Annotated in this window: 1 protein-coding gene (running past one end of the window); it reads right to left on the bottom strand. The window is 67.6% G+C overall.

The window, feature by feature from the left end:
- Positions 1–25944: the 5' portion of a DUF4347 domain-containing protein gene (locus HPY65_05475; GenBank protein NPU83919.1), read on the bottom strand. 6429 nt of this gene lie to the left of the window's left edge; the window shows 25944 of its 32373 coding nt (coding positions 1–25944); it begins with the start codon at positions 25942–25944; its stop codon lies off the left edge, out of view.

The following is a 25944-nucleotide window of genomic DNA, read 5'->3' as shown; positions in this document are numbered from 1 at the left end:
CGCGTACACCGACGACACGTACAGGTCGCCGGAGGTCTCCCGGAGATAGACGTCGGTCTTGGCACGGGCGGTGAGCGCACCAGTCCTGCCCGCCTCGATCATGTCGATCAGGAACGACTTCGCGGATGTTCCGATGCTGCCGTCCTCGGCCTCCAGGACCGCACCGTCACTCCGCACGTTGTAGCCGCCGTCGGTCCGGGCGTTGACGATGTTCCCCTGGACTTTCAGGCGCACCTCGCCGGCGGTGCTCGTGATCCGGTCGACCCGGACGTCGGCGGTCTGTTCGGAGCCGAGATTCGCGCCGGTGCCCGCCGAGACGGTGAGCAGGCCCTCCGTTTTGAAGTCGACGTCGTTCTTCACGTTGATGTGGAGGCGGGCGAACGTCTTGCCCACGTCGTCCGGCGCCATGACGTTCCCGTCGGTGTCGTAGAACGTGACGTCCTGCTTCTCCGCGGCGGCGAGGGCGACCTTCTGCTCTTCTGTGAGCCCGGCGTTGATGTCGGCCAGGGTGATGTCCATGGTGACATCGGCGGAGCCGATCTCCCCGGACACCACCAGCGCGACCTCGGAGCCGGTAATGTTCGGATCCTCGATGGTCGACGACGTGCCGGAGACCGTCTTCGGCCTCAGGATGCTGGCACTGATGGAGTTCTTCAGCTGGGCCTCGCTCCACTTCGCCCGCTGCGAAAGGACATCGCCGTCGGAGAACCAATGGCTGGCGCCGCTCACCCAGGTGAAGCCGAGCGTCGTGTTCGTGCCGGCGTCGGCCAGGGTCGCGGCGAGGCGGATCACGCTCGCATTGGATGCATCCACGACGACGTAGTAGATGGTGCCGTCGACGAGCCCGTCGATGGCGCCGCCCCCGGCGTGGTAGACCACCGCCTGGCCGGTCGTGAAGACGTGGCTGGTCAGCTCGACGGCACTGCCGCTGATCTCGGCGGACCCGACGCGATCATGGAGAGCGACGTCGTCCACATCATAGGACCAGCTTGAATCATAGGTCGCCGAGACGTCGCCGTAGGTCCTGTGGAGGACGTGGTACGAGGCGGTCCGGGCGTTCACGAGGGTCTGGAGGGCGATGGCGATCTCGCCGGCCGTTTTCCCCTGGCCCGTGTAATAGTCCGTGTACCAGTCGATTTCGGCATCCGACAGGGCGATCGTCTGCGAGGGGTCGTAGCTGCCGCCGACGGAGTTCCGGTATCGCCAGTAGGTCTGGTATTCCTGGGTCTTGAGGGCCTCGTAGGCGGCAATGGTCGCGGCGACGCTCTCGTCCGCCGCGTCGCCCGTGGCCATCATCCGCTCGTACAGGGCCAAGAGCTGCGCCCACGTGCGGTCGTCCCGGACCTCGTTGGAGTTGGCGTCCGTCAGTCCGCCGCTTTCCACGGTGATGCGGACGCTCCCGTCCGTCACCACGCTGTTCAGGTGCAGCGTCCCGGTGGTCTCCGTGATGTTGACATCGCCCACCGCCGTCGCCGTCAAGGAGTGGTCGTCCGCGTCGCCCGTGTCGATCCGGAGGGCCTGGGCGCCCGCGCCGGGAGTGACGGCCGTTCCTCCCGTTCCCAGGGTGCCGATGTCTCCGTAAGTGGCCGTCAGCGTCACCTTCTGGCCCCGAACCAGGTTCGAGGCGTCCTTCCCCAGGATGTCGCCGTGGGCGGTCAGGGTGACGTTGCTGGTGGTGGTCGTGGTCGTCTTGGAGGTCGTGACCTGGTCGACAATCAGGTCGCCCGAGATCTCCCGGATGTCGATGTCGCCGGTCGTTGTCACCGCGCTCAGGGTCCCGGTGTAGCCGTCGTTCAGGTTCGTCCGCAGGGTCCGGTCCGCCCCGATGCCGGTGGATGCGCCCAGGGAGATGTTCCGCCCGCCAACGACCGCCGTGTCGTTGATGAGCCGGAGCTGCCCGCTGCTGCTGGTGAGGCTCGTCGTCCCTTCCGGGTTCTGGATCGAGTCGTTCACCAGGACGCTGCCCACGGAGGTGACCGTCACGCGGATGTTCGAGTCCCCCGCCTCGTAGCCGATGAAGGCGATGCCGATGTCGCGGTCGGCGCGGACGCTCTGGACGTGAATGTCCTTGTAGGGCGTCGTGAGGGTCTCCTTGCAGTAGTACGTGGTCTTCCCGTACCAGGTGGAGTCCTCCCACGTGTTCCGCTGGACCCGGGTCACGGTGACGTCTCCCCCCGTTCCGGCGCCAAACAGGAGGAACCGATACGAATAGTCGTCGATCACGGTCACCGTGAAGGTCCCGTCCTTGTTGACGGCGTCTCCAGAGGTGAAGTCCAGGAGGACCTTCTGGCCGGTGCTCATCAGGTGGGGATCCGCGGAGGTGACCGTAACGATGTTGCCGGCCCAGGTATACGTGGACGTGCTCTGCGTGATCTGCACGTAGTCGTATGAATAGTCGTAGCCGTAGCCGTAGTCGCCGCTGTCCGTGTCGGTCACGTAGGTCCCGTCCTCGAGCCGGCGGATCTGCCCGACCTGGGTCCGGGTCGGGCCTTCGACGATGTTATCGGGATCCGCCACGAGGGAGTCGATGCCCAGCCAGTCCGACGAGGCGTAGGTGGTGCTGGTCTGGATGCTGTAGTCCTGGCCGTTGGCCCAGTAGTACCGCATGCCCGCCTGGGGGGTGTAGACGGCCGTCCGCCCGTCCGTGGACGCTGCGGCCCCGGCAAGCAGGGCGCTGCCGTCGGTCCGGATCGGGTTGACGTTGGTGCCGCCCAGGGCGCTCTGGAAGGTCACGACCCAGTCGCCGCTCCCATTGAGGCTGACCGAGACGTTGCCGGCGCCGATGGTGGACAGGGCGGACAGCGCCGCCTGAACCTGGGCCGCCGTGGCGTTCCAGGCGAGGGCGGCCGTCGTCTGGCCGTTGAAGGTCAGCGTGAAGGTCCCGCCGGTCACCGCCGCGTCCATGGCGATGACCTGGACCTCGTTGGTCCCGGCGGCGCCCTGCGTCGTCGTGCCCACCGAAACGCCACCCGGGGCGAACACGGTCTTGACGACCTGACCGCTTACGTACCGGTACTCCGTCACCCGCGGCAGGCCGCCGATGAGGTAGTCCGGCGACGTGTCGGTGATCCGGATGAGCCCCTCCACCCCCTGGCCCGTGTCGAGGAGGTTCGTCACCAGGGTGTTGGAGGTCTGGTTGGTGACGGTGATCTTGCCGTAGCCGTCCAGGACCTTGATCTGCCCGCTGCCGGTGCTGAGGATCTGGCCGAAGAGCTCGATGTAGCCCCCCTGGATCTTCACGTCTTCCAGCTCCAGCCGGTCGAGCTCGGCGTTCCAGAAGACGTCGATGTTCTCGGTGCCGGTGTTGGCCAGCTTGAAGTACTTGAAGTCTTCCGTCGTCAGGCCGGCGGTGGCGGCGGTGGCGGCCGCGGCGGCCCGGGCGCCGGAGCGGTACTGCGAGTAGGCGGTCTCCGCCGCGTCGATGGCGGCCTGCTCGGCTGCGGCGATCGTCACCGCCCTTTCGGCGATGCCGCTCTGGATCACCCCGTTGATGTTGAGGTACCGGGCGCTGATGTAGACGTTGTTGGCCGCGATGATGTTGGAGACCTGGCTCGCATCCGGGTGGAGGACGCTGTAGACGGCCTGTTCCAGGGCCGTCCCGGTGCTGAGGCCGTTCACCGTGGTATCGACCTTCGCGTTCTGGGCGATGTTCGAGACCGCGGTCCAGACCGTCCCCGGGTTGGCGACGCTGTAGAGCGAATCGGTGTAGGTCTGGACGAAATCGACGCCGCTGATGATGTACAGCGTTCCGGCGTCGATGCTGGCCGTGGAGACGACGCTCCCCTCGCTCCTGATGGTGACCGTCGCCAGGATGGCGTCGATTTCCCCCGTCAGCTCGACGTCCGGGGTCAGGCTGTCTTCATAGTCCGTGCCGGAGTAGACCGGGTCGCCCGCGTCGAAGGTATTCGTGATGTTGATGACCGGTGCCGCCCCGGTGGTCGAGGTGAGAATGCTCGTAAACGACGAGGCCGAACCTGTCGCGTTCAGGTCGGCGATGGCCGCGTTGGAGCTGACCGACTGGGAGTTGAAGCGGACGCCGCCGATGGTGTCGGGAATCGTGATCCGGTTGATCCGCAGGAAGGACGGGCTGTTGTTGGTGATCGAAACGGTGATGTCCCCTTCCGCGAGGAGTTGTCCGCTGCCGTAGAAGTTGTCGGCCCAGACGTTGATGGTGCCCGCCTGCGCCCAGATGTCGTCCACGGTGATGTAAGGCACCACGTAGGAGCCGGTGTAGACCGTGTAGGTGTTCCCGTTCTCCGTGACCGTCTCGGTCAGGCCCATGGCCGTGAGATCCGCCAGGATGCGGTTGATCTCCACCTGGTAGGCGGCGGTCGTGGTCGGGTCGCCGGAGTAGTCCGCCAGGAGCTCGTACCAGCGGTTCAGCTCCTCCACCAGGTTCGAGACCATCGATTCCTGGGTCGTGGTGAAGGTGATCCCGTTCTGCACCGATGCGGTCCCGTCCAGGCCGATGACCAGCGCGAGGTCCTTCATGATGCCGACCTCGATGGTGCCGTTGACGGTGGCGGTGCTGTGGGCCTCGAGGGTGGACGTTCCGCCCTTCATCTCCTCGGAGATGCCGTCGGAGCCGCACATGGCGTCGATGCCGCTGGCCAGGGCGGTCATCCAGTTCTTGCCGCTGCCGTACGCCCAGATCTGGGCGGTGCCGGTCTCATCCATGAGGAGATTCGCGTCCCGGGCGGTGCGCAGCGACGACCCCGTGCCGACGGAGACGCCCAGGGTCTGGACGATCTCGCCGTGGGACTGGAGGTCGCTGATGGGAACGGCCGACGCGTTCAGCTCGTCCCCGTGGGACGTCACGTAGAAGTAATTCAGGACGCCGTAATGGTCCCGTCCCGCCAGGAGGTTGATATCCCCCATGGCCAGGATGTCGACGTTGGCGCCGACGGAGACCTGGTTGTTGCTGTGGATGCGGGCCATGCCGTCGATGACGGCCGCCGAGGCGAGGCCGTAGGTGTGGACCTGGGGCTCCACCTTCAGCACGCCGCGGGTCCGGGACTCTAGGTTGACTTCGCCCACCGTGTCGATGGTGGCCCCGTCCTCGATGGTCACGATGCCGTCGTTGACGTCGGCCCGGATCGCCGAGGTCGCCCCGGAGCCGACGATCAGGCCGCCGGAGTCCAGCCGGACGTCGTCGTACCCCTCGACGTCATTGTAGGTGGTCAGGCGGAAATCACCGGGGTTGTAGACGTCCCCCGTCACCGTGATGTCGGCGCCGGCGCCCACGCTGGCGTAGGTCCGGTTGGCGATGTCCGTCTCGCTCTCCGCGGCATTGCCCTGCAGGACGCCGCCGGAGCCCGCCTCGACGTTGTACTCGTCGGCCCCCAGCAGGTTCTTCCGCGTCGTATTGATCGCGTCGATGGTGAGGTCCTGGGTCGTGACCAGGGCGTTGTCGCCGATCTTGGCGTCCACCGTGGAGGTCACGACGTTGGTGGCCCAGGAGCCGCTGAAGCCGACGGCGGAGGCCTGGATCGTGTTTGTCTGGCTGTCGAAGCGGGCGGTGTGCTGCGCCCGGATGGCCAGGCTCGACACGTCCAGCGTGGTCCGGACCGCGTCGGCGGTGTTCGTGTCGTCGGCGACGGCCGCGCTGGTGGAGCTCGTGGCGGTGACGTTCGATTCGGCGCCCGAGCCGGCCACGAGGCCGCCGCTTCCGGCCTCGGACTTCGCGAAGTTGTAGTCATCGCCGGTGGCCGTGATGGTCAGCGTGGGGCCCGCCCCCTTGCTGTAGACCACCGCCTTACCCGAGTAGAGGCCGCTGTCCGTGCCGACGTCGATCGTGTTCCTCGTGGCGTTGAGGTCCGTCTCCGGGGAGAACGCGATGGCCGTCGCCGTGCCGGCGCTGGAGACCGGCGTGACGGTGTTCTCGGACCCCGCCACGGCCGGCGCGGAGAGGTCGATGGCCACCGGCGTGTCCGCCGTTGCGTTCGAGAAGGAGGACGCCAGCTTGATCAGCCTGGGGTTGACGATGTCCAGGCGGTGCCCGGTGCCGGTGGCGACGGAGGCGTCGAGGGTCACGAGGGTGCCCTTGACGAGGTTTCCGGTCCCGACATCCACAACCAGGGTGTAGAGCCGGACCAGGGCCGGATCGCTCGTGCTGACCTCGACATAGTACTCCTGGCCCGCCGTGAGCCCGCCGACGGCGGTGTTTGTCGAGCTGCCGGTGCGGTAGACGACCGTGTCGCCCGTCTGGAGTCCGTGGCCCGAGCCCAGGTTGATCCAGCTGTCGCTGATGGCCGTCGCGGGCGTGAAGGGCCGCTTGCTGTCGACGATCGCGTAATACGTCCCGCCGTCGGTCAGGCCGCCGATGGCGGTGCCGGAGCTGACGGTGACGCCGTTGCCCAGGTAGGCGCTCGTCGTCACGTTCGAGACGGCGTCGGACACGTTGCCGCCCGCGGCGATCAGGCCGTAGGTGTTGCTGTCGGAGGAGGCGTACTGCTTGCTGTCGCCGGTCGCCTGGATGGCGATGGAGTCCGCAACGACCAGCGTGGTTCCGTCAGCCACGTAGCTCGAGACGGTTCCCGTGTTCGAGGCGGTGCTCTCCGTGGCGTTGATCCCGATGAGGCCGCCGGAGGAGCCGGTCGCGTAGGTCTTGGCGGCATAGCCGCTCGTGGGGTAGGTCTCCGTCGCGGAAACATACAGGCTGCCGGCGCGGATGGTCGAGCCGCTCCCTCCCACGTAGGCCTTGACCTCGGGGGACACGGTGGCCTCCGCCAGGGACACGCCCACGGACAGGGCTCCGGCGCTGACGCCGTAGGTCTCGGCATAGGCGCTGACGCTGGCCTGGGCGGCCACGTCCACGGCCCCGGTCACGCGGAGGGAGGTGTTGCCGATGGAAGCCCTGGTGTCGGGTGTGATGGTCGACTTGGCGTCGTTGCCCGTTCCGGCCCCGATGCCCGCCGAGACGGCGTAGGCCTTCGTGATGGCGGAGTCGGTCGATGTCGCGGCGATGCTGAGCGAGCCGACGCTGCTGCCCGCCTGCTGGCCGATCTCCGTGTAGTCCCCGACGTAGGCCCAGGTGGTTCCGTCCACGGTGGACCGGGAAACCATGGCGCCCGCCGCCACCATCCCGATGCTGGCCCCCAGGCTGACGCCGTTGAGGGCGGTCGTGGAGGAGGCGCTGATGGAGACCTGGTCGGCCTTCGTGATCCTCGCCTTCTGGGCGGCCGACGTGCCGTCCACGTAGGCCTTCGTGGTGTTGCCGGCGGTGTTCGTGACCACGGACGCTCCGAGGGCCGCAACAAGGGCGCCGGAGAGGGTCATGGCCGCGGAGTCGATCGTGGCGCCGCTCGTGGCCTCGACATGCACGTCGTCCCCCGCCGAGACGGTCGATGTCCCGGTGATGGCGGCGGTGGTCGTGTTGGCGATGTCGTTCGTCGTCACGGAGGCGCTCAGGGCGGCGATTCCCGCTGCACCGATGCCCGCCGCCAGGGAGACGATCTTGGCGCTCGACTCGGCCATGACGACCACGTCCGAGTAGGTGGACGTCACCGTGGAGTTCGTGATCCTGGCCTCAATGGTGTTCTCGATGTCGTTGTCCGAGGCCGCCGCGCTGCCCGCCGCCAGGCCCGCCCCGCCGATGCTGCCGGCGAAGGAGAGGATGTTCGCGGTCTTGGAGACCCCCGTGTCGGACACGAGATCCAGGATGTCGGCGATCACGTCCGTGGGGATCAGCATGCTCGTCGTGTAGTCCGGGACCGAGGCGGGCGCCTTGTCCGACGCGGAGACCTGGATCGTGTAGCCCGCCGTCACGGTGGATCCGGTAATGACGGCGGTGGTGGAGTTCCTAAGCTCGTTCAGGGTGATCGACGCCTGGAGGGCGCCGGCCCCGCCGCCGGCGAGTCCCGCCGCGAAGGAGCGGATGACGGCGATCGTCTCCGAGGTCAGGTAGACATTCAAGCCGGCCGTGACGTCCGACGACGTGACGGACGTCGCGACGGCGTTGCCGATGAAGTTCTTGGACAGCGCTCCCCCGGCTCCCACGATGCCGGACGCGGCGAGGCCGATCGCCATCGAGTCGATGGTGGAGGCATCCCGCGCCGTGAGGGACACGCTCAGCCCGGTGTTCACGGTCGAGCGGGTGTCGACCGTGTCGACAACGGCGTTGACGATGGAGGCCTCGACGTCGTTGTCGATGTCGTTGACCGTCACGGACAACTGCGCGGCCACGATGCCGGAGCCGGATACGCCGCCGACGAAGCTGAAGATGTAGGCGTCGGACCGGGCGGTCAGCGCCAGGCTCGTCCCGGCGATGACCGTGGAGCCGGCGACCTGCGCCAGCAGGCTGTTCTCGATCCGGTTGTACCCGACGACGCCGCTGACGGCCACACCGCCGGAGGCGGCGATGCTGAGCCCGACGGTGATGATGCTGGATTCGTCGAGGGCGCTCAGGTTCACGGCGCCGCTCGTGCGGACGTAGGAGCCGCCCTTGATGGCCGCCTCGACGTCGGGATTCACGTTGCCGACGCCGATCAGGTTCCCGAAGCCGGTGAAGTTCACGGCCACGTCGCCGGAGGCGCCGACGCCCGCCGTGATGGCGAGGATGCGCGATCCCGACAGGGCGCCGAGCGACACGTCGGACCCGGCATGGGTCGTGGCCCCGGCGGCGCTCACGCCGGACCGGACCGTCGAGCCGACGATGTCCGCGGCGATCGTGTTGGTGATGCTGTTCCCCGAGAGGGACACGTTGACGGCCGTGCTGCCGGCGCCGGCCACACCGACCAGGACCGCCAGGATGTTGGCGTTGGTCAGGTCCGCCGGAGAGTCGGCCAGGAAGCCGTCGAGGTCGTCCTGGTCGTCGGACGGCACGATCCAGTCGGGGATGATGCTTGGTGCGATGTCCCGCGCCGTCAGGCTGACATCGTCGTAGGCGTAGACGGTGGAGCCGGTGATCCTGGCGGTGACGGTGTTGACGATCACATTCCCCAGGACCGAGACGTTGACGGCGAATCCGCCCGCGGACACGCCCATGGCCAGGGCCCGGATGATGGCCGACGACTCGGCGGTGACGTTCAGGCCGCCGGCGGTGACATCCACTGCGGAGCCGCTGATGGCCGCGTCGATTGTGTTGGTGATGACGTTGGCCGCCAGGGCCACGCCGATCGCCGCCCCGCCGGCGGCGACGCCGATGGCCAGGGCGTCGATGCTGGAGGTGTTCTTCGCCAGGAGGCTCACCGTGCCGGTGGCGTCCACGTCGGATGCGGCGTTGATGTACGCCTTTGTCGTGGTGGTGATGACGTTCGCCGAGAGCGACAGGATCACGCCGACGCCGCCGGCCCCGACTCCGCCGGTGAAGCCGAGGATGCCCGCATCGGATTCGGCGTGCAGGTTCAGGATGGCCCCGGTGATGACCGTGGAGCCGGTGATCTCGCTGCCCACCGTGTTGGTGATCACGTTCGCCCCGATGAGGGCGCCGACGCCGACCGCCGAGCCGGCGATGCTCACGGCCAGGGAGCGGACCAGCGAGGTGTCCGTGGCCGTCAGGTCCGCCAGTCCTCCGGCGTGGACGTGGGAGGCGCCCTTGATGGTGGACGTGGCGCTGTTCGTGATGACGTTCCCGAAGCCCGTGGCGTTCACCGCCACGGCGCCGGAACCGGCCACACCCACGGTCAGGGCGGCGATTCCCGCCTTCGACCGGGCGTTCAGGAACACGCTGTTGTTCTCCCGGTTCAGGCTGTGGGCAGCCCCCGTCGCTCCCGCCTTGAGGTCGATGGTAACACCGTCGTATGCATCGGCCGCGCTGGCGGCCAGTTTCACCTTGTTCGCGTCGCCGGCGACCTCGATGACGAAATAGGTCGCGCCGTCCGTGAGGCCGCCGATGGCCGTCCCCACGCCGCTGTCGTAGACCACCGCGTCGCCGGTCCGGAGGCCGTGGCCGGCTCCCAGGTCGATCGTGTCGTCGGCAATGCTGACCGTACCGTCCGGGTTGAACGTCTCGACCGTGTCCGCCCCGCCGGCCGTGTGGACGGTGGAGCCGTCGATCTCCGTCAGGACGGTATTGTTGATCACATTCCCCGAGAGGGCGCCGTTGACGGCGACGCCGCCGGTCCCGGCCACGCTGACCATCACCGCCAGGATGTTCCCGGTGAGGTCGACGGGCGAGCCGGCCAGGTTTTCGTTCAGCGTGGCCGCCTGGTCGGCGGGCACGATCCACGTCGGGATCAGGCTGGGCGCGATGTCCTGCGCCAGGAGCGAGACGTCGCCCGCGGCGTTCACCGTGGAGCCGGAGATCCTCGCCTTCACCGTGTTGGCGATGGCATTCCCCATGGCGGTCACCTGGACGGCCACCCCGCCGGATCCGGACACGCCGATGGCCAGGGCGCGGATGACGGCGGACGACTCGGAGGTCAGGTCGATCCCTCCCGCCGTCGCGTCCAGGGTCGAACCGGAGACGGCCGTCTCGATGGTGTTCGCGATGACGTTCGTGGAGATCGCCACCCCCACCGCGACGCCTCCCGTCCCGGAGACACCGAAGGACAGGGCATCAACGACGGAGGTGTCCTTCGCCGAGATGCTCACGGCACCCGCCGCGTCCACGTTCGACCCGGAGGTGACGGCCGCCCGGGTCGTGTTCGTGATGACATTGCCCGAGAAGGAAACCAGGACCGAGACCGCGCCCGAGGCGGCCACGCCGGCCGTCAGCGCCATGATGCCGGAGGTGCTCCCGGCGGCGAGGTTCAGGGTCGAATCGCTCGCGGCGGTCGATCCGGAAATCTCCGCCGTCACCGTGTTGGTGATCACGTTCACGCCGATGAGGGCCCCCACGGCCACGGCGCCCGTCCCGGCGACGCTGACCGCCAGCGACCGGACGCTGGAGTCGTCGTCCGCCGTCAGCTCCATGAGGCCGGCGGAGTGGACGTTCGATCCGTTCCGGATGGAGGCGTCCACCGTGTTCTGGATCCAGTTGCCATACCCCGTGGCGTTCACCGCCACGACGCCCGAGCCGGCCACGCCGACGGTCAGCGCGATGATCCCGGCGCCCGAGTCGGCGTCGAGATCGATCTTGCCGCCATTGGTGGTGGTGACCGTCGAATGGTCGATGGTCGCCTGGACGTCGTTCGTGATGACGTTCCCCATGAAGGATGCATTGACCGCCACGGTGCCGCTGGCGGCCACGCTGACCATGATGGCCAGGATGTTCCCGTCGAGGTCGACGGGGGAGCCGGCGAGGTTGTCGTTGAGCTCGTCCGCCCGGTCCGCGGGAACGATCCAGGACGGGATCAGGCTGGGCGCAACGTCCTCGGCCTTCACGGTCACGTCTTTCCCGGCCATCACGGTGGAATCGCTGATCACGGCCGTCACGTCGTTGGCGATGACGTTCCCCATGGCCGTCACCTGCACGGCCACGGTCCCCGAGGCGGAGACCCCGACGGCCACCGTCCGGATGACGGCGGACGACTTCGCGGACAGCCCCACGCCCGCGGCGGCGGCCGCGGTCAGCGTGGACCCGTCGATGCCGGCCAGGATGGTGTTCGTGATGACGTTCGCCCCCAGGGCCACGCCGACGGATACGGCACCCGAACCGGCGACGCCGAAGGCCAGGGCGTCGATGCTCGACGTGTCGGTGGCCGAGATGGTGACGTTTCCGCCCGCCGTCACAGTCGACGCCGAAGCGGAGCCGTCGATCACCCGGCCGCTGTCGTCGAAGACCTTGTCGTTGATCGACGCCTCCGTGGTGTTGGCCACCACGTTCGCCGCGATGGTCACCTGGACCGCCACCGAGCCCGAGGCGGCCACGCCGCCGGCGAAGCTGAAGATGGTCGCCTTGTTCTGTGCGTCGATGTTGAGGGTCGACCCGCTGGAGACCGTTGAGCCGGAGATCTGTGCCGTCACCGAGTTGGTGATCACGTTGGCCCCGACGATGGCCGAAATGGCGGCGTTGCCGGAGGCGGCGATGCTGAGCCCGAAGGAGGTGATCTGCGACTGGTCCGTCGCCGTCAGGTCCACGAGGCCGCCGGTCCGGACAATGGATCCGCCGATGATCGAGGACTCGATGGAGTTGGCGATCACGTTCCCGAAACCGGTCGCCTGGACGGCCACCTGCCCGGAGGCGCCGACGCCCACGGTGATCGCCATGATGGCGGCGTCCGACAGGGACGTCAGCCGGACGTTCGCATTGGAATTCAGGGTCGCCGCCGTCTGCGCATTCACTCCCGCCAGGACCGTCGAGTCGTCGATCTTCGTCCGGACCTCGTTGTTCACGACGTTGCCCATGAGGGAGACGCCGACGGCCACTTTTCCGGAGCCGGCCACGCTGACCATGATGGCCAGGATGTTCGCCTCCGGCTCCAGGGGCGACCCGTCCAGCGCGTCGTCCAGCTGGGCCTGCTTGTCCGCCGGGAGCATCCAGGAGGGCAGGATGCCCGGGGCGATGTCGGAGGAGGAAAGGGCCACGTCCCCGCCGGCCATGATGGTCGATCCGCTGATGGTCGAGGTCACGTCGTTGGCGACGGCGTTCCCCAGGGCGGTCACGGAAATCGCGACGTCGCCCCCGCCGGAGACGCCGATGCCGAGGGCCCGGATGATCGAGGAGGAGGTGGCTCCCAGCGTGACCGTCGCGTTGGCGTTGGTCAGGGTGGTCCCGGGGGTCCCGGCGAAGTTCACGCCGGCATGGATGGTCGAGTCCTCGACGGCCGTGCGGATCCTGTTCGTGATGACGTTGGCGGAGATGGCCCCGCCGCCGGCGATGGACCCGGCTCCGGCCCCGCCGAAGGCGATGGCGTCGATCACGGAGGCATCGACCGCGGACAGGCCGACGGAGCCGTAGGAATCGATCGACGAACCGTTCGTGACGACTGCTTCGATCGTGTTGTTGATCGTGTTGACGGAGATGCCGACGCCGGCGGCGAACTTGCCCGATCCGGCCCCGCCGGCGGTGACGTTGATGACGGAGGAACTGCTCGTCGTGGGCAGCTCGACGCCGGAGGTGCCGAGGCCGATTGCCGACGGATCCGCCGCCGTCGCGGGCTGTCCGACCCCGGCCTCGATGGTGACCTGGCCGTCGCTGGTTGTGATGTTCGAGCCATCGACCACGGCCCGGACCTGGTTTTCGATGTAGGTCGTCGAGGCGGCGACCCCAACGGCGGCCTTGGAAGAGCCTGCGAACCCGCCCGCCACGAGGACGGATGTCGTCCTGTCGCTCGCGGTGATGCCGATGTCGCCGGTTGCCGCCCCGAGACCGTTCGCATCCAGGACCGATCCTCCGTAGACACTGGCCTCGATGGTGTTCATGACGATGTTCGCCGCGATGGACCCGCCGAGGGCGAACTTCTCGCCCCCCGCCCCGCCGAGGGTGACGCTGACGAGGACTTCCTCCGCCAGGGCCTCGATGTCGATGGTCGAGCCGGTGGAGTTCAGCGTGGACGTCTGCAGTCTGGCCGTGACCGTGTTGAAGACCAGGTTGACGCCGATGGCGGCTCCGACCGCGCCCTGTCCGGTGGACACGGCGATACCGCCGCCCAGGGCCACGCTCGTCTCCTTGTCCTGCGCGGCCATGCGGATCAGACCGGCCGCCACGATCGTGCTGCCGATGACCTGGGCGTCGATGACGTTGTTGAAGATGTTCATCGCTACGGAGCCGGCGATGGCCAGTTTCTGCGACCCCGCCCCGGCGACGGCCAGCGTGACGACGGTGCCCTCCTCGCTGGCCGTGTCGTTGAAGGCCCCGAGGGTCCCAAGCGTCGAGTCCTTGACCAGCGTCAGGACGTCGTTGTCCACGCTGTTCACCGCGATGGCGGCGCCGAGGCCGGCTTTCTTGCCGGCGGCGAAGGCCCCGGCAAAGGAATAGATGTCCGTGTCGTCCTGGGCGTTGAGCGTGATGCCGAGCGCGTTGTCGGCACCCGTGACCGTGTCCAGGATCTCCGACTTCACGGTGTTCTTCAGGAGGTTGATGGAGACGGTCCCCGCCCCGGCGTATCCGCCGGAGTCGTTCGATCCGCCCGTGGACACGCCGACCGATCCGGTGACGGCGACGATGAGGCCGTCGGCGGTGGCGTCGAGATTCAAGACGCCCGTGATGGTGAAGTCATCCAGCTGGGAGAGCTGTGCGAGGATCGTGTTCTCGGTATAGGAGAAGCCGATGGCGACACCGACGCCCGCCTTGCTCCCGAACGCGGCGGAGCCGGCGACGGCGATCAGGTAGGTCTCGTCTTCCGCGTTGAGGAGGACGTCGCCGTTGATGTAAACGGTGCCGGCGATGTTGCGGAGGGCCGCCTCGGTGCTGTAGTTCCCGATGTTGACGCCCACCGAGCCGGCGACGCCGGTTCCCTTGCTGCCCGTGGCGCCGGCGAATCCCGCCGCCAGGGAGACGAGCCAGCCGAACCGGACCGCGTCGATCGTGAGCCCCTTGGTGGCGAGGCTCACGGCCCCATCGACATACGCATCCGTGGTGCCGGAGAGGACGCTGATGGCGAAGCCGCCGGCGACTCCCGTTGCGGACCCGGTGCCGGTGCTCTTGGCGAAGGCGACGGCGCCCGCCAGGGAGATCACCCCCGTGCTGTTGGCGGCGTCGAGGTCGAGGACCCCGTTGGATACTGTGAAGGCGCCCGTGTTGAGCACGTAGGCCCGGGCGTCGTCGTCGACGATGTTGATGGCTACGGACCCGGAGACGCCTACGCCCGACTTGTTCTGGGACGTCTGGTTGGTCTCCGTCTTCGTCGTGCCGGCGATGTTGCCGGAGAGCTTGCCCTTGTCCACGCCTTCCTTCAGCAGGTCGCCCCACTTGGACTGCCAGTTGGACAGATCGGAGTTGCTCTTCGACGATCCGTCGGATCCCTGGGTGCCGCCGGTACCGGGATTGTTCGGCTTGGTCGTCGGGCTCTCGGGTTTGTTGCTCGGTGCAGCGATGGCCCCGGAGACGGCAAAGGCCCCGATGAAGCCGTCGTTTTTCGCGTTGACCTTGACGTTTCCGTCGGAGGTGAAGCTGCCCTTGTCGCCAACGGCCGTGGGGGTGTCCGTCGCGAGATCCCCGATGACCGCCTGGGTGTCGCGGCTGACGTAGTTGACGCCCACGGAGGCGCCGATGCCCGTCGCCTCCGAAACGGCGACGCTACCGGCCACGCAGATGACGTAGGACGTGTCCGTCGCACTGACGCTGACCGCCGAGGATCCGTCTCCGGCATCGCCGGAGCCGACATCGATGACGGCGCCGCCGGCGATCTGGGCGATGGTCCGGTTCTGGACCACGTTGACCAGGACCACGCCGTTGATGGCTAGGTTTTCCGAGTTGCCGCCGGAGGCGCCGAGGGTGATGTCGAGGACGACGGTCTCGGCACTGACGTTCAGGCTGTCCGCGTCGAGGAGGACCCCGTCTTCGATCCGGGCGATGGCGTCGTCGTTGTACAGGAAGATTCCCACGGAGACGCCGACGGCCCCCTTGTCGCCGCTCGTTCCGCTGGGATCCAAGCCCTCCTTGAGGTTCTCCTTGGCGCTTTTCGTCCGGTCCCAGTCCTTCACGATGCCGATGGGATCGGGAAGGCTGATGTTGCCGATGAAGTGGACGGCTTCGTTGTGGTTCACCGCCTGGACAATGACGTTCCGGTCCGTGAGCGGCGTGGCGTCGGCCTCCTGGTTGATCAGGGCGTCACTCTTGATGACCGCCCCGGCCTTGTTCGTCAGATCCAGGAAGGTGACCGCCCCGGCGATGGCCAGGGCCTCCCCCGAGGCCGTGGCGGAGGTCCAGTCGTTGGCCAGCCAGTTGGAGGTTCCCAGGTCGCTGTTGATGTAGGTCGTCAGGTTGGTGATGAGGCCCAGGGCCTTCCGGGCGTAGGGATTGATGCTCTCCCAGAGGTCGGTGTCGGAGAAGTCCTCCGTGACCAGGTTGATCTCGTGCGACGGCGCGTTGCCGATGTACTCGTACCAGGTCCCCACGTCGCCGCCGCCGGTGTTGTTGGAGCACACCTCGACGATGTCGCCGTTGGTCACCGTGATGTCCGCCTCGGCGTTCTCCGTCGTGTAGGTGGGATTCTCCAGCGTGGGCTCGACGATGTTGGACCAGCCGGACCAGACGTAGTCGGTCAGAGTCTCCGCCTGGACCGTCAGGTCGGCCCCGGCGTCCACCTTGGCCTTCGAGTTGATGTACGCCTGGGCGTCGTTCTCGTAGACGCCGATGGTGACGCCGAAGGCCCCGGAGAACTTGTTGCTCCCCTTGGGGATCTTCGCGTCGTCGTTGTTCTCCGTGGATGCCCCGCCGCTGACGTAGGGCGCGTTGGCAATCGAACTATAGACCTTCACGGAGCCGGCGGCCTGGACCTCGCCGTTCTTGTTGTCCAGGTCCGCGTTTCCGTCGCCGATCCGCGCCGTCGTCGTGTTCGTGTCCACCGCGATGGCCAGCCCCGCGGCGACGTCGTAGGAGGGCTCCGTGGACTTGGAGTCGTCGGGCTGCTTGTTCTTGAATTCGTACCACTTCTTGGTCACCCAGTTCTTGATCGGCGTTGTGATCTTGCTGATAGCGCCGGATTTCGCGTCGTCCAGGTAGTCGCCCTTGGAGTCGTCGCCCACCCCCGCCGAGGCGGACGTCCCAATGGACGTCGACGGGATGACGAAGAGCTTCTTCACGTCGACGGAGTTCTGGACCATGAGCGCGTTGACCTCGATGTCCCCGCCGACGGTCGCCTTCCCGTCCAGGAAGGCGTTGGTCTCGCCGTCCTCGTAGGTGAAGGCGATGGCCACGGCCACGGAGCCGTCCTTCCCGGCGGTGGACCGCGCCATGACGCGGACGGCGTCCGCCGTGTCCGCCTGCACGTAGAGGTCGTCGCCGACGGTCAGGACGGCGTCGTCCGTGACGACGGCATTCGTGTTGGAGACGATCACGCCGATGGCCACCGACCCGGCGATCCCCTTGAGGCCCGTCGTGTCGCAGACGATGTCGAGGGTCTGGTCCGTCGTGGCGCGGAAGGTGGCGTCCCCGGTCGCCGTCAGGCTGCCGGCCATGGTGGTGCTGGCGTCCGTGAGGGCGATTCCCAGGGACACGCCGACCATGAACGTGGTGGGCGACGCGGAGAGGTAGACCGCGCTCTTGGCATAAGCCGTGAAGTCCCGGGACGTGATCGTGGTCCCCGTCTGGATGTCGATGTCCGAGTCCGCCTGGGCGACGGCGACGCCGGCCCCGATCTTGGTGAGCCCCTCGATCAGGGAGCCCAGGATGTTGGCGGGGTAGTTCGTGTACCAGTCGTCCGCCGTGAGGAACTTCGTGCTGTCCGCCGTGGCGAGGATCGTGACGTCCCGGCCCCGGATCTCAGCGCCCGTGGCGACGGTCACGTCCACGTCCGTCAGGTCGATGCTCAGGAAGGGCGTGAGAAGGGCGTCGTCGTCCACCGCCAGGAGGGAGATGTCGCCGCTGGTGTCCGTGGTGGAGCCCTGCGCCAGGAGCTGGGCGTTCGTGCCGATGTTGATGTGGTACCCGTCGAACTGAATGCTCCCCGCCTGCCCGGAGCCGTAGCTCGTAGAGACGGTCACGCCGCTGTTGACCGTGATCGTCTCGGCCTGGACCTTCAGGGTGTGTCCCGTGAGGTACAGGCTGCCCTCGATGACGACCTCGTCGGACCCGTCGAGGTTCTTGTTCAGGCTTCCGCCGTCCAGGGTCAGGTCGGCGCTGAAGTTCCCCAGTGCCTGCAGGTGGATGTACTCCGTCGTCGTGTAGGGGGCGTTGTAGTCGGTGTTGATCGTCAGGGACGACGTGGGATCCTTGATAACGACGGTCGTGATTCCAAGGTCCGAGTCATCGGTGATCGTGATCTTGCCGGCCTCGGGCCGGGAGACCGTGACCCGGTTGGCAGTGGCCGGCCGGGCGTTGAAGACGAAGTCGGCGATCGTGGCGGCATCGGCGGTGACCGTCTCGATGTCGGCGGCAAAGGCCACGTTGGCAAAGGTGCCCGATCCCAGCGTGAGCGAATCGGTCCCGTCGCCGCCCTCCACCCGGAGGCCCGCGGCGAAGGTGGTGATGCCCGCGGCGCTGATCGAGTCGTTCCCCGCCCCGCCCCGGATCGTGAGGGAGCCGCCCGTCCCCGGGTCGGCCAGGGTGATCGTGCCGAACGTCCCGGCGCTCACCGTGTAATTGGCCCCGGAGGAGGCGAGCGTGATCGTGTCCGCCCCGCTGGTGGCGTTGACGATGACGTTCCTGCCGCTCTCCATGTTGGCGTAGGCGAACTGGACGGCGCCGCCGAGCCGCACGTCACTGGCGCCGAAGGTGATGGACTTCGGCGTTCCCGCGACCGCGTCGACTTCGAGGGAAACGCTGTCCGTGCCGGTCCCGCCGTCGATGACCAGCTCGCCCGTCTCGGCGACCGCGCCGACGGTGATCGTGTCGTTGCCCGCCCCGGCGTTGAGGGTCAGCGTGCCCGTCGGGTCCTTGAAGGTGAAGTCGCCGAAGGTGCCGTAGAGGCTCGTGACGGTCCAGTTGGAGCCGTCCCAGTCGAGGTCGATGTGGTCGTCTCCCGTGGTCGCGAGGACGACGCTCTTGGTGACGCGGGCCGGCACCGTGACGGTCACGCCCGGCGTTGTCCCGTCGAGCCGCGAGATCGCGATGGCGCCGTCACCGTTCACATAGGCGGCGTAGCCATCGGCGGCATCGACCAGAGCGGCGAGCGCGGCGACGACCGACTCCAGGCTCTCCGTTTCCACGATGGTCGCGGAGCCGAGCGCGGGAAGGGACGTCGAGACATTCATTTCCACCCCGGCCAGCTTCGTGACGGCGATGACGCCGTTGTCCACGGAGGCCGTGAATCCGGCGACGGCGTTGATCTGGGCCGCCAGCGCGGCGGCGATTCCCGAGAGCGTGTCGCCGGCGGCAACCGTGTGGCTGTACCCGGCCCCGTCCACGATGAGCCACCAGACATCATTCAATGTCACCGTGCCGCTCAGGGCCACCGTCGAGGTCAGGGCCGTCGTTCCGTCGACGGCCGCCGCGGCGCCGGCCGTGTCCGTGACGTCGGCCGTCACGGTCATCGCGCCCCCGGCGAGCTTCACGACGGAAAGGACGCTCCCCTCCGCGACGGCCGCATAGCCGTCCGCCGCGTCGATCAGGGCGGCCAGGCCCGCCACGGCCTCATTCAGGCCTTCGCCGGACCCCAGCGTATACGTGTAATCCGTGGCTCCCACCCGGACCGTCCAGACGTCCCCTTCGACCGGCGCACCGCTGAAGGTCACCTTTGCCGTGGTGGCCCCCGTGACGACGTGGCTATAGGCGGTGCCGTCCACCGTGACCGTCCAGGTCTCGCCTGCGGCGGGCGTCGCGCCGAGGTTGACCGTCGCCCCGGCGGAGGTGAAGACGCGCGTCGTCGCCGTGGATGCATCCTCCACGGCCTCCATGTACCTGTATTTCAGGTTGTCGGTGTCGCGGGAGATCAGTCCCGCGTCCGATGAAAACACGCTGTAGGTCACCCGGGTGAAGGTGCCGCCGCTGAGGCGGACCGTGTCGGTACCGCTGGACACCCCGTAGACGTTGCCGCTGATCGTGCCGCTGATGCTCCCGGCGGCCGCAATGGCGAAGAGGTCGTCGAAGTCCGCCGCGCCGGTCAGGTTCTCGAAGGAGGTGAAACTGATCGTCCCGATGGAGTTGGAGAGGGTCCCCGCGTTCGCCCCGGTGATGGTCCAGGTGTTGGCCGCCATGGGCCCCGTCAGGGAGTCTTCCCCGGAGGTCCCGCCGATGATGGTGTCGATGTTCAGGATCCCGTTCGAGCCCGGGGCGTCGCCGGTGTTTTCCCGGAGCCCGTAAGCGGTGAGGTCGATCTCGACGGCCTCCGTCCAGGCGGAGTAGTCCAGGGTCGTCGTTCCGGTCCCGCCGTCGATGTACCCGTTGAAGACCGAATCGGCGGCGATGTCGAAATGGTTGACCCCCTGGCCGCCGATGATGTTGTCGATGCCGGTCCCGACGGTGAGCGTGTTGGCGCCGCTCGTCACCGTGAGGGACCCGTCGGCGAGGATGGAGAAGACCAGGTTCGTCGTCACCGCCGAGAAGTCGAGGGTGTCGTAGTCCATCACGCCGGCGTTGGTGATCGTGTCCGTGCCCCAGCCGTTGTGGAAGATGAAGGTGTTGTCGGTGGTCGACCCGCTCAGGATTTCGCTGCCGGAGCCCAGGTTCACGTTCTCGATCTCGCCGATCCCGTCGGTTCCCGTCGCCGTCCCCGCCGCGAGGTCCACCGCTACGGCGCCGGCATAGCCCGTATAGTCCAGGGTGTCGCTGCCGTCGTCGTAATCGCTCCCCTCCGTGATCGTGTCGGTCCCGCTCGTGGCGGTGATCACGTAGGTGTCGTCCCCGGTCCCGCCAGCCAGGGTGTCGTCTCCCAGGCCACCGGTCAGGACATTGTTGCCGGCGTCGCCGGTGATCGTGTCGTCCTCGGCACCGCCGGTTACGTTGTCCATGTGGACGACGCCGCTCGTCCCCGTGGCCGTTCCCGCGCCCAGGTTGACGGTCACCGCCGTCGTATAAGCGGAGTAGTCGAGGGTGCTCGTGCCCAGAAGGCCGCCGTCGAGGATTCCGGCAAAGGCGGCGCCGTCCTCGAAGACAAAGCGGTTGCTCCCCTGGCCGCCGACCAGCTTGTCGATGTTCCCAATACGGTTCAGGGCGTTCGTGCCGTCGGTCACCGAAACCGTGCCGTCGGTGTGAAGGGTGAAGGTCAGGTCCACCGTCACGGCGGAGAAATCGAGGGTGTTGCCCGTCGTGCCGGGATCGCTGATGGTGTCGGTCCCCCAGCCGTTGGTGAAGGAATAGACGTTGTTCCCGGCCGCCCCGGTCAGGGCGTCGTTGGCGGAGCTTCCAATGACGTTCTCGATGCCGCTGAAACCGCTCGTCACCCCCGTTGCGGTCCCCGCGGTCAGGTTCGCGGAAACGGATCCTCCCGTATAGCCGGAGTAGTCCAGGGTGTCGCTGCCGCCGGAATCGCCGATCGTGTCGGTCCCGCCAGCCGCCTTGATCACGTAGGTGTCGTTCCCGGCCCCGCCGGTGAGCACGTCGTTTCCGGCCCCGCCGGCCAGGATGTTGTCCTCCGCGTCGCCGGTCAGCGTGTCGGCCCCGGAGCCGCCGATCACGTTCTGAATGTTGCCGACGGTGGCGGTGACCGCGCCGGCCAGGGCCGTCCCGGCCCCCAGGTCGACGACGACCGCCGTCGTGTAGGAGGAGTAGTCGAGGGTGTTCGCCCCCGCCCCGCCGTCGAGGGTGCCGGAGAAGGTCGCCGCGTTGGCGAAGGCGAAGCGGTCGCTCCCCTGGCCGCCGGCGACGCTTTCCATCCCGGTGATCCCGCTCAGGGCATTCGTGCCGTCCGTCACCGATAAGGTGCCGCTCCCGGACAGGGTGTGTGTCAAGACGGCCGTCACGGCGGAGAAGTCGAGGGCGTCGGTGCCTGCGGAATCGGTGACCGTATCGGTCCCCCAGCCGTCTTCGAAGACATAGGTGTCGTCGCCGTCCCCGCCGGTCAGGGTGTCGTTCCCGGACCCGCCACTCAGAATATTCGCATTGGCGTCGCCTGTGATGGTGTCGTTCCCGGACCCGCCGGTCACGTTCTCGATGTTACCGACGCCCGCGGTGCCCGTTGCCGTCCCGGCGGTCAGGTTGACCGCCACGGCCGTCGTGTAGGCGGAGTAATCCAGGGTGTCGCTGCCGCTGTCCGCGGCCTCCACGATCGTGTCGGTCCCGCCGCCCGCCGCGAAGACATACGTGTCGTCGCCGGCTCCGCCGCTCAGCGTGTCGTTGCCCGCACCGCCGGCCAGGACGTTGGCGCTCGCATCGCCGGTCAGCGTGTCGGCCCCGGAGCCGCCGGTCACGTTCCGGATGTTGCTGAACTTGCCGGCCGCGCCGCCGCCGATGCCCGTCGCCGTCCCGGTGGACAGGTTCACCGATACCGCGGTCGTATAGGCCGAATAGTCGAGGGTGTTCGTCCCGCCCGTGCCGCCGTCGATGGTGCCCGCGAAGGTCGCACCGCTCTCAAAGGCGAAGGTGTTATTCCCGGAGCCGCCGACGATCCGCTCGATGTTGGAGGTGACGGTCAGGTCGTTCGTGCCGTCGGAGACGGAGACGGTCCCGTCGGCGTTGAAGGTCACCGTGAGGTCCGCCGAAACGGAGGAGAGGTCGAGGACATCGGTGTCGGCCGCGGAGGCGTCGCCGACGGTGACGGTCCCCCAGGTGTCGGCGATGGCGATCGTGTCGCTCGCGGTGCCGCCGACGACCTTGTTGATGCCGGTGACCCCGCTGGTTCCCGTCGCCGTCCCGGCCGGCAGGTTCACCGCCACGCCGGCGGTCCAGGCCGAGTAGTCGAGGGTGTTGGTGAGTCCGTCGCCGCCGTCGATGGTCCCGGCGAAGGCCGCGCCGTCCTCGAAGACAAAGGTGTTGTCCACCTTCCCGCCAATGAGCTTTTCGACATCGGCAATGCGGCTCAAGGTATTCGTGCCGTCCGTGACGGAGACCGTCCCGTCGGCGTGGATGGTGAAGGTCAGGTCATAGGTTACGGCCGAGAAGTCCAGGGTATCCGTTCCGGCGGAATCCGTGATCGTGTCGGTTCCCCAGCCGTCCTTGAAGATGTAGGTGTCGTTCCCGCCGCCGCCCGCCAGGATGTCGTTCCCCGCCCGGCCGGCGATGTAGTTCGCGTTGGTGTCGCCGGTGATCGTGTCCGCTTCGGTGCTGCCTACCACGTTCTCGATGTTGCTGAATCCGTTGACGACATCCGTCGCCATCCCGGTCGCCAGGTTCACCGTCACGGAGGCGCCGTATTCGGAGTAGTCCAGGGTGTCGCTGCCACTGCCCGCGGCCTCGACGATCGTGTCGGCCTCCCCGTCGACGAAGAAGTAGTAGTAATCGTCGCCCGCGCCGCCGGTAAATACGTTTGCGTTCGCGTCGCCGATGAACATGTCGGAGCCCGAGCCGCCGGCGGCGTTCCGGATGTTGCTGACGGCTCCGCCGATCCCCGTCGCCGCACCGCCGAAGAGGTTCACGATCACGTCGGTGGTCCAGGCGGAGTAGTCGAGGGTGTTCGTCCCACCGGTGCCGCCGTCGACGGATCCCGCGAAGTTCGCGCCGGCCGCCAGGGTGAAGGTGTTGTTCCCGCTCCCGCCGACGATCCGCTCCGCAACGGCCACGTTGTTCAGGGCATTGGTACCGCTTGTCACGGAGAGGGCGCCGCTCGCCAGGACCATAACGGCCAGGTTCGCCGAGACGGCTGAGAAGTCGAGCACGTCCGTATCCGTCACCGCGCTGGAATCGACGATGGTGTCCGTCCCCCAGCCGTTTCCGAAGGCGTAGGTGTCGTTCCCCGTTCCGCCGACGAGGATGTCGTTGCCGGCGCCGCCTTTCAGGATGTTGGCGTTGGCGTCGCCGGTGAGGACGTCGTTCCCGGCCCCGCCGGTCAGGTTCTCGATGTTGACGAGGCTTCCGGAGACGCCCGTCGCCGCACCGCCCAGTGTGGCGGTCACGGCTGCCGCATAGGAGGAGTAGTCGACGGTGTCGCTCCCCTCGGCGGCGTTCTCGGTAATGGTGTTCATCGAGCCGGACGTCAGCACATAGGTGTCGTCATCCGTGCCGCCGGACAGGGTGTTCGTCCCGGAACCGCCCGACAGCGTGTCGTTTCCCGCCCCGCCGGACAGCGTGTCGTCGCCCGCGCCGCCAGCCAGGACGTTGGCGTTCGCGTCCCCGGTGATCGTGTCGTTCCCCGTACTGCCGATGACGTTTTCGATGTTGCCGACGCCCGCCGTGGCCGTCGCCGTCCCGGCCCCCAGGTCCACCGTCACCGCCGACCCGTAGGCGGAGTAGTCCAGGGTGTCGCTCCCCTCGGCGGCACTCTCGAGAATCGTGTCGGTCCCGCCCCCCGCCGCAAATACGTAGGTGTCGTCTCCGGCCCCGCCCGCCAGCACATCGTCATCGGCCCCGCCGCTCAGCGTGTCGTTGCCTGCACCGCCGGAGAGGACATTGGCCTTGTCATCGCCGGTGAGGACGTCGTTCCCCGTACCGCCGGTCACGTTCTCGATGCTGGTCACGATCCCGGAGACGCCCGTCGCGGCCCCGCCGAGCGTCACGGTTACACCGGTGGAATAGGCCGAGTAGTCGAGGGTATCGCTCCCTTCGTCGGCGTATTCGACGATCGTGTCGGTTCCGCCGGCCAGCATGTACGTGTCGTCTTCGGTTCCGCCGGTCAGCGTGTTCACGCCCGTGCCGCCGCCCAGCACGTCCGCGCCGCCGCCGCCGGTGATCGTGTCGTTTCCGGCACCGCCGTACAGGACGTTGGCGTTGGCGTCCCCGACGATGACGTCGTTTCCCGCCCCGCCGGTCACGTTCTCGATGGAAGCGACGCCCGCCGTATCCGTCGCCGTCCCGGCCGTCAGGTTTGCCGTCACGGCCGACGTGTAGAGCGAGTAGTCGAGGGTGTCGCTGCCTTCGCCGGTCACTTCGACGATCGTGTCGGTCCCGCCGCCGTCGGTGATCCGGTACGTGTCGTCCCCGGCTCGGCCCGTCAGCGTGTCGTTCCCGGCGCCGCCGGTGAATGCGTTGGCCTGGCCGTCGCCCTTCAGGGTGTCGGCGGCCGAACCTCCCCGGACGTTCCGGATGTTGCTGACACCCGACGTCCCCGTGGCCAGCCCGCCGGCTAGGTCGACCGTGACGGACGTGGTCCAGGCCGCGTAGTCGAGGGTGTTCGTCCCGCCGGTCCCGCCGTCGATGGTCCCCGTGAAGACCACGCCGTTTTCGAAGACAAAGGTGTTGTCCCCCGACCCTCCGATGATCCGTTCGATGTTGGCGACTCCGCTCAGGGAGTTCGTGCCGTCCGTCACGGAGACGGTACCGTTCGCATGAATGGTGAAGGTGAGGTCCGCCGTGACGGCGGAGAAATTCAGGGTGTCCGTTCCGGTCGCGCCGGTCTCGCTGACGACGTCGGTACCCCAGCCGTCGGAGAAGATGTAGTTATCGCCCGAATTGGTGCCCGTCAGGGTCTCATTGGCCGTCGTGCCGACGAAGTCCTGCATCAGGTGTCGGTACCCGCCGTCTCCGGATGCAAAGAGGGCCGCCGCCTCAATTGCGCCGGTCCGATATTCCAGGTCCCAGTCGCCGCCCGCTTCAGCCGCTCCCGTCTTGTCCGTCGAGGCGGCCACGTCCGCGCCGGTCAGCGAGGACAGGGTCCGGACGAACTCAATGCCGGTCCCTCCTGCCGCCACATCGCAGCCGTACAGCAGGACATCGGCGCCGTCCTTCAGGGAATCGCCCCAGGCCGCAACTTCCGCCGCCCTCTCCTGCAGCACTCCCTGAAGCACCGCCGTCGTCCCGAGACTGATCTCGCCGGATGCGCCATGGGACAGGATATACACGGCGTCGAGGTTCGTGTACTGCTTAAGGATGTCCGTTACCTGCCGGACGCCGTCCTTGTCGGAATCGAGATAGTAAATAAAAATGCCGGATTTGTCGGTCGTGTCCGAAGCGGAGGAAGCGGAATCGCCTTGCCCGCCGGAGAGGGGCGCCACTGACGTCCCGTCTTGGCCGTCGTCCACGACGGACGCCACGGACCATTCCTGCCCGGACTCCTTGAGAAGGGTCTCGATGAGGGACTGGGCGTCGGGAATGGACGGATCGACGATGATGATCTCGCAGCGGCTGTCCTGGGCGGTCGGGACCGCGGCCGGAGAGGAATTGTCCGTGGCGGAGGCATCCGTCGTCGCGGTCGGAACCTTGACGCCAGCCTCCGCTGCCTTGTCACTGCCGGTGGTTTCCACCACCGCTGCCGGATCCAGGTTATCCGCGGCCTGAACGGCTTCTGTTTCGGCGGGGGCGGCCTCCTCGACGACCACCGGAAGGGTGCCTGCAATCGCGTTGAGATCGTCAACGGGAATTACGATATCCGCGGAAAGGAGCAGGCGCGGCTCCAGGGCCTCGAACTGGTACGGCCGGGGCTTTTTCCCATGACCGTTCCCGGATTTTCCTGCCGCAGCCGTTCCTTTTTTCCTGTTTTTCAGTCGCCACAT

The sequence above is a fragment of the Syntrophaceae bacterium genome, assembly GCA_013177825.1.
Taxonomy (GTDB): Bacteria; Desulfobacterota; Syntrophia; order Syntrophales; family PHBD01; genus PHBD01.
This window is presented reverse-complemented; position numbering and strand designations above follow the sequence as displayed.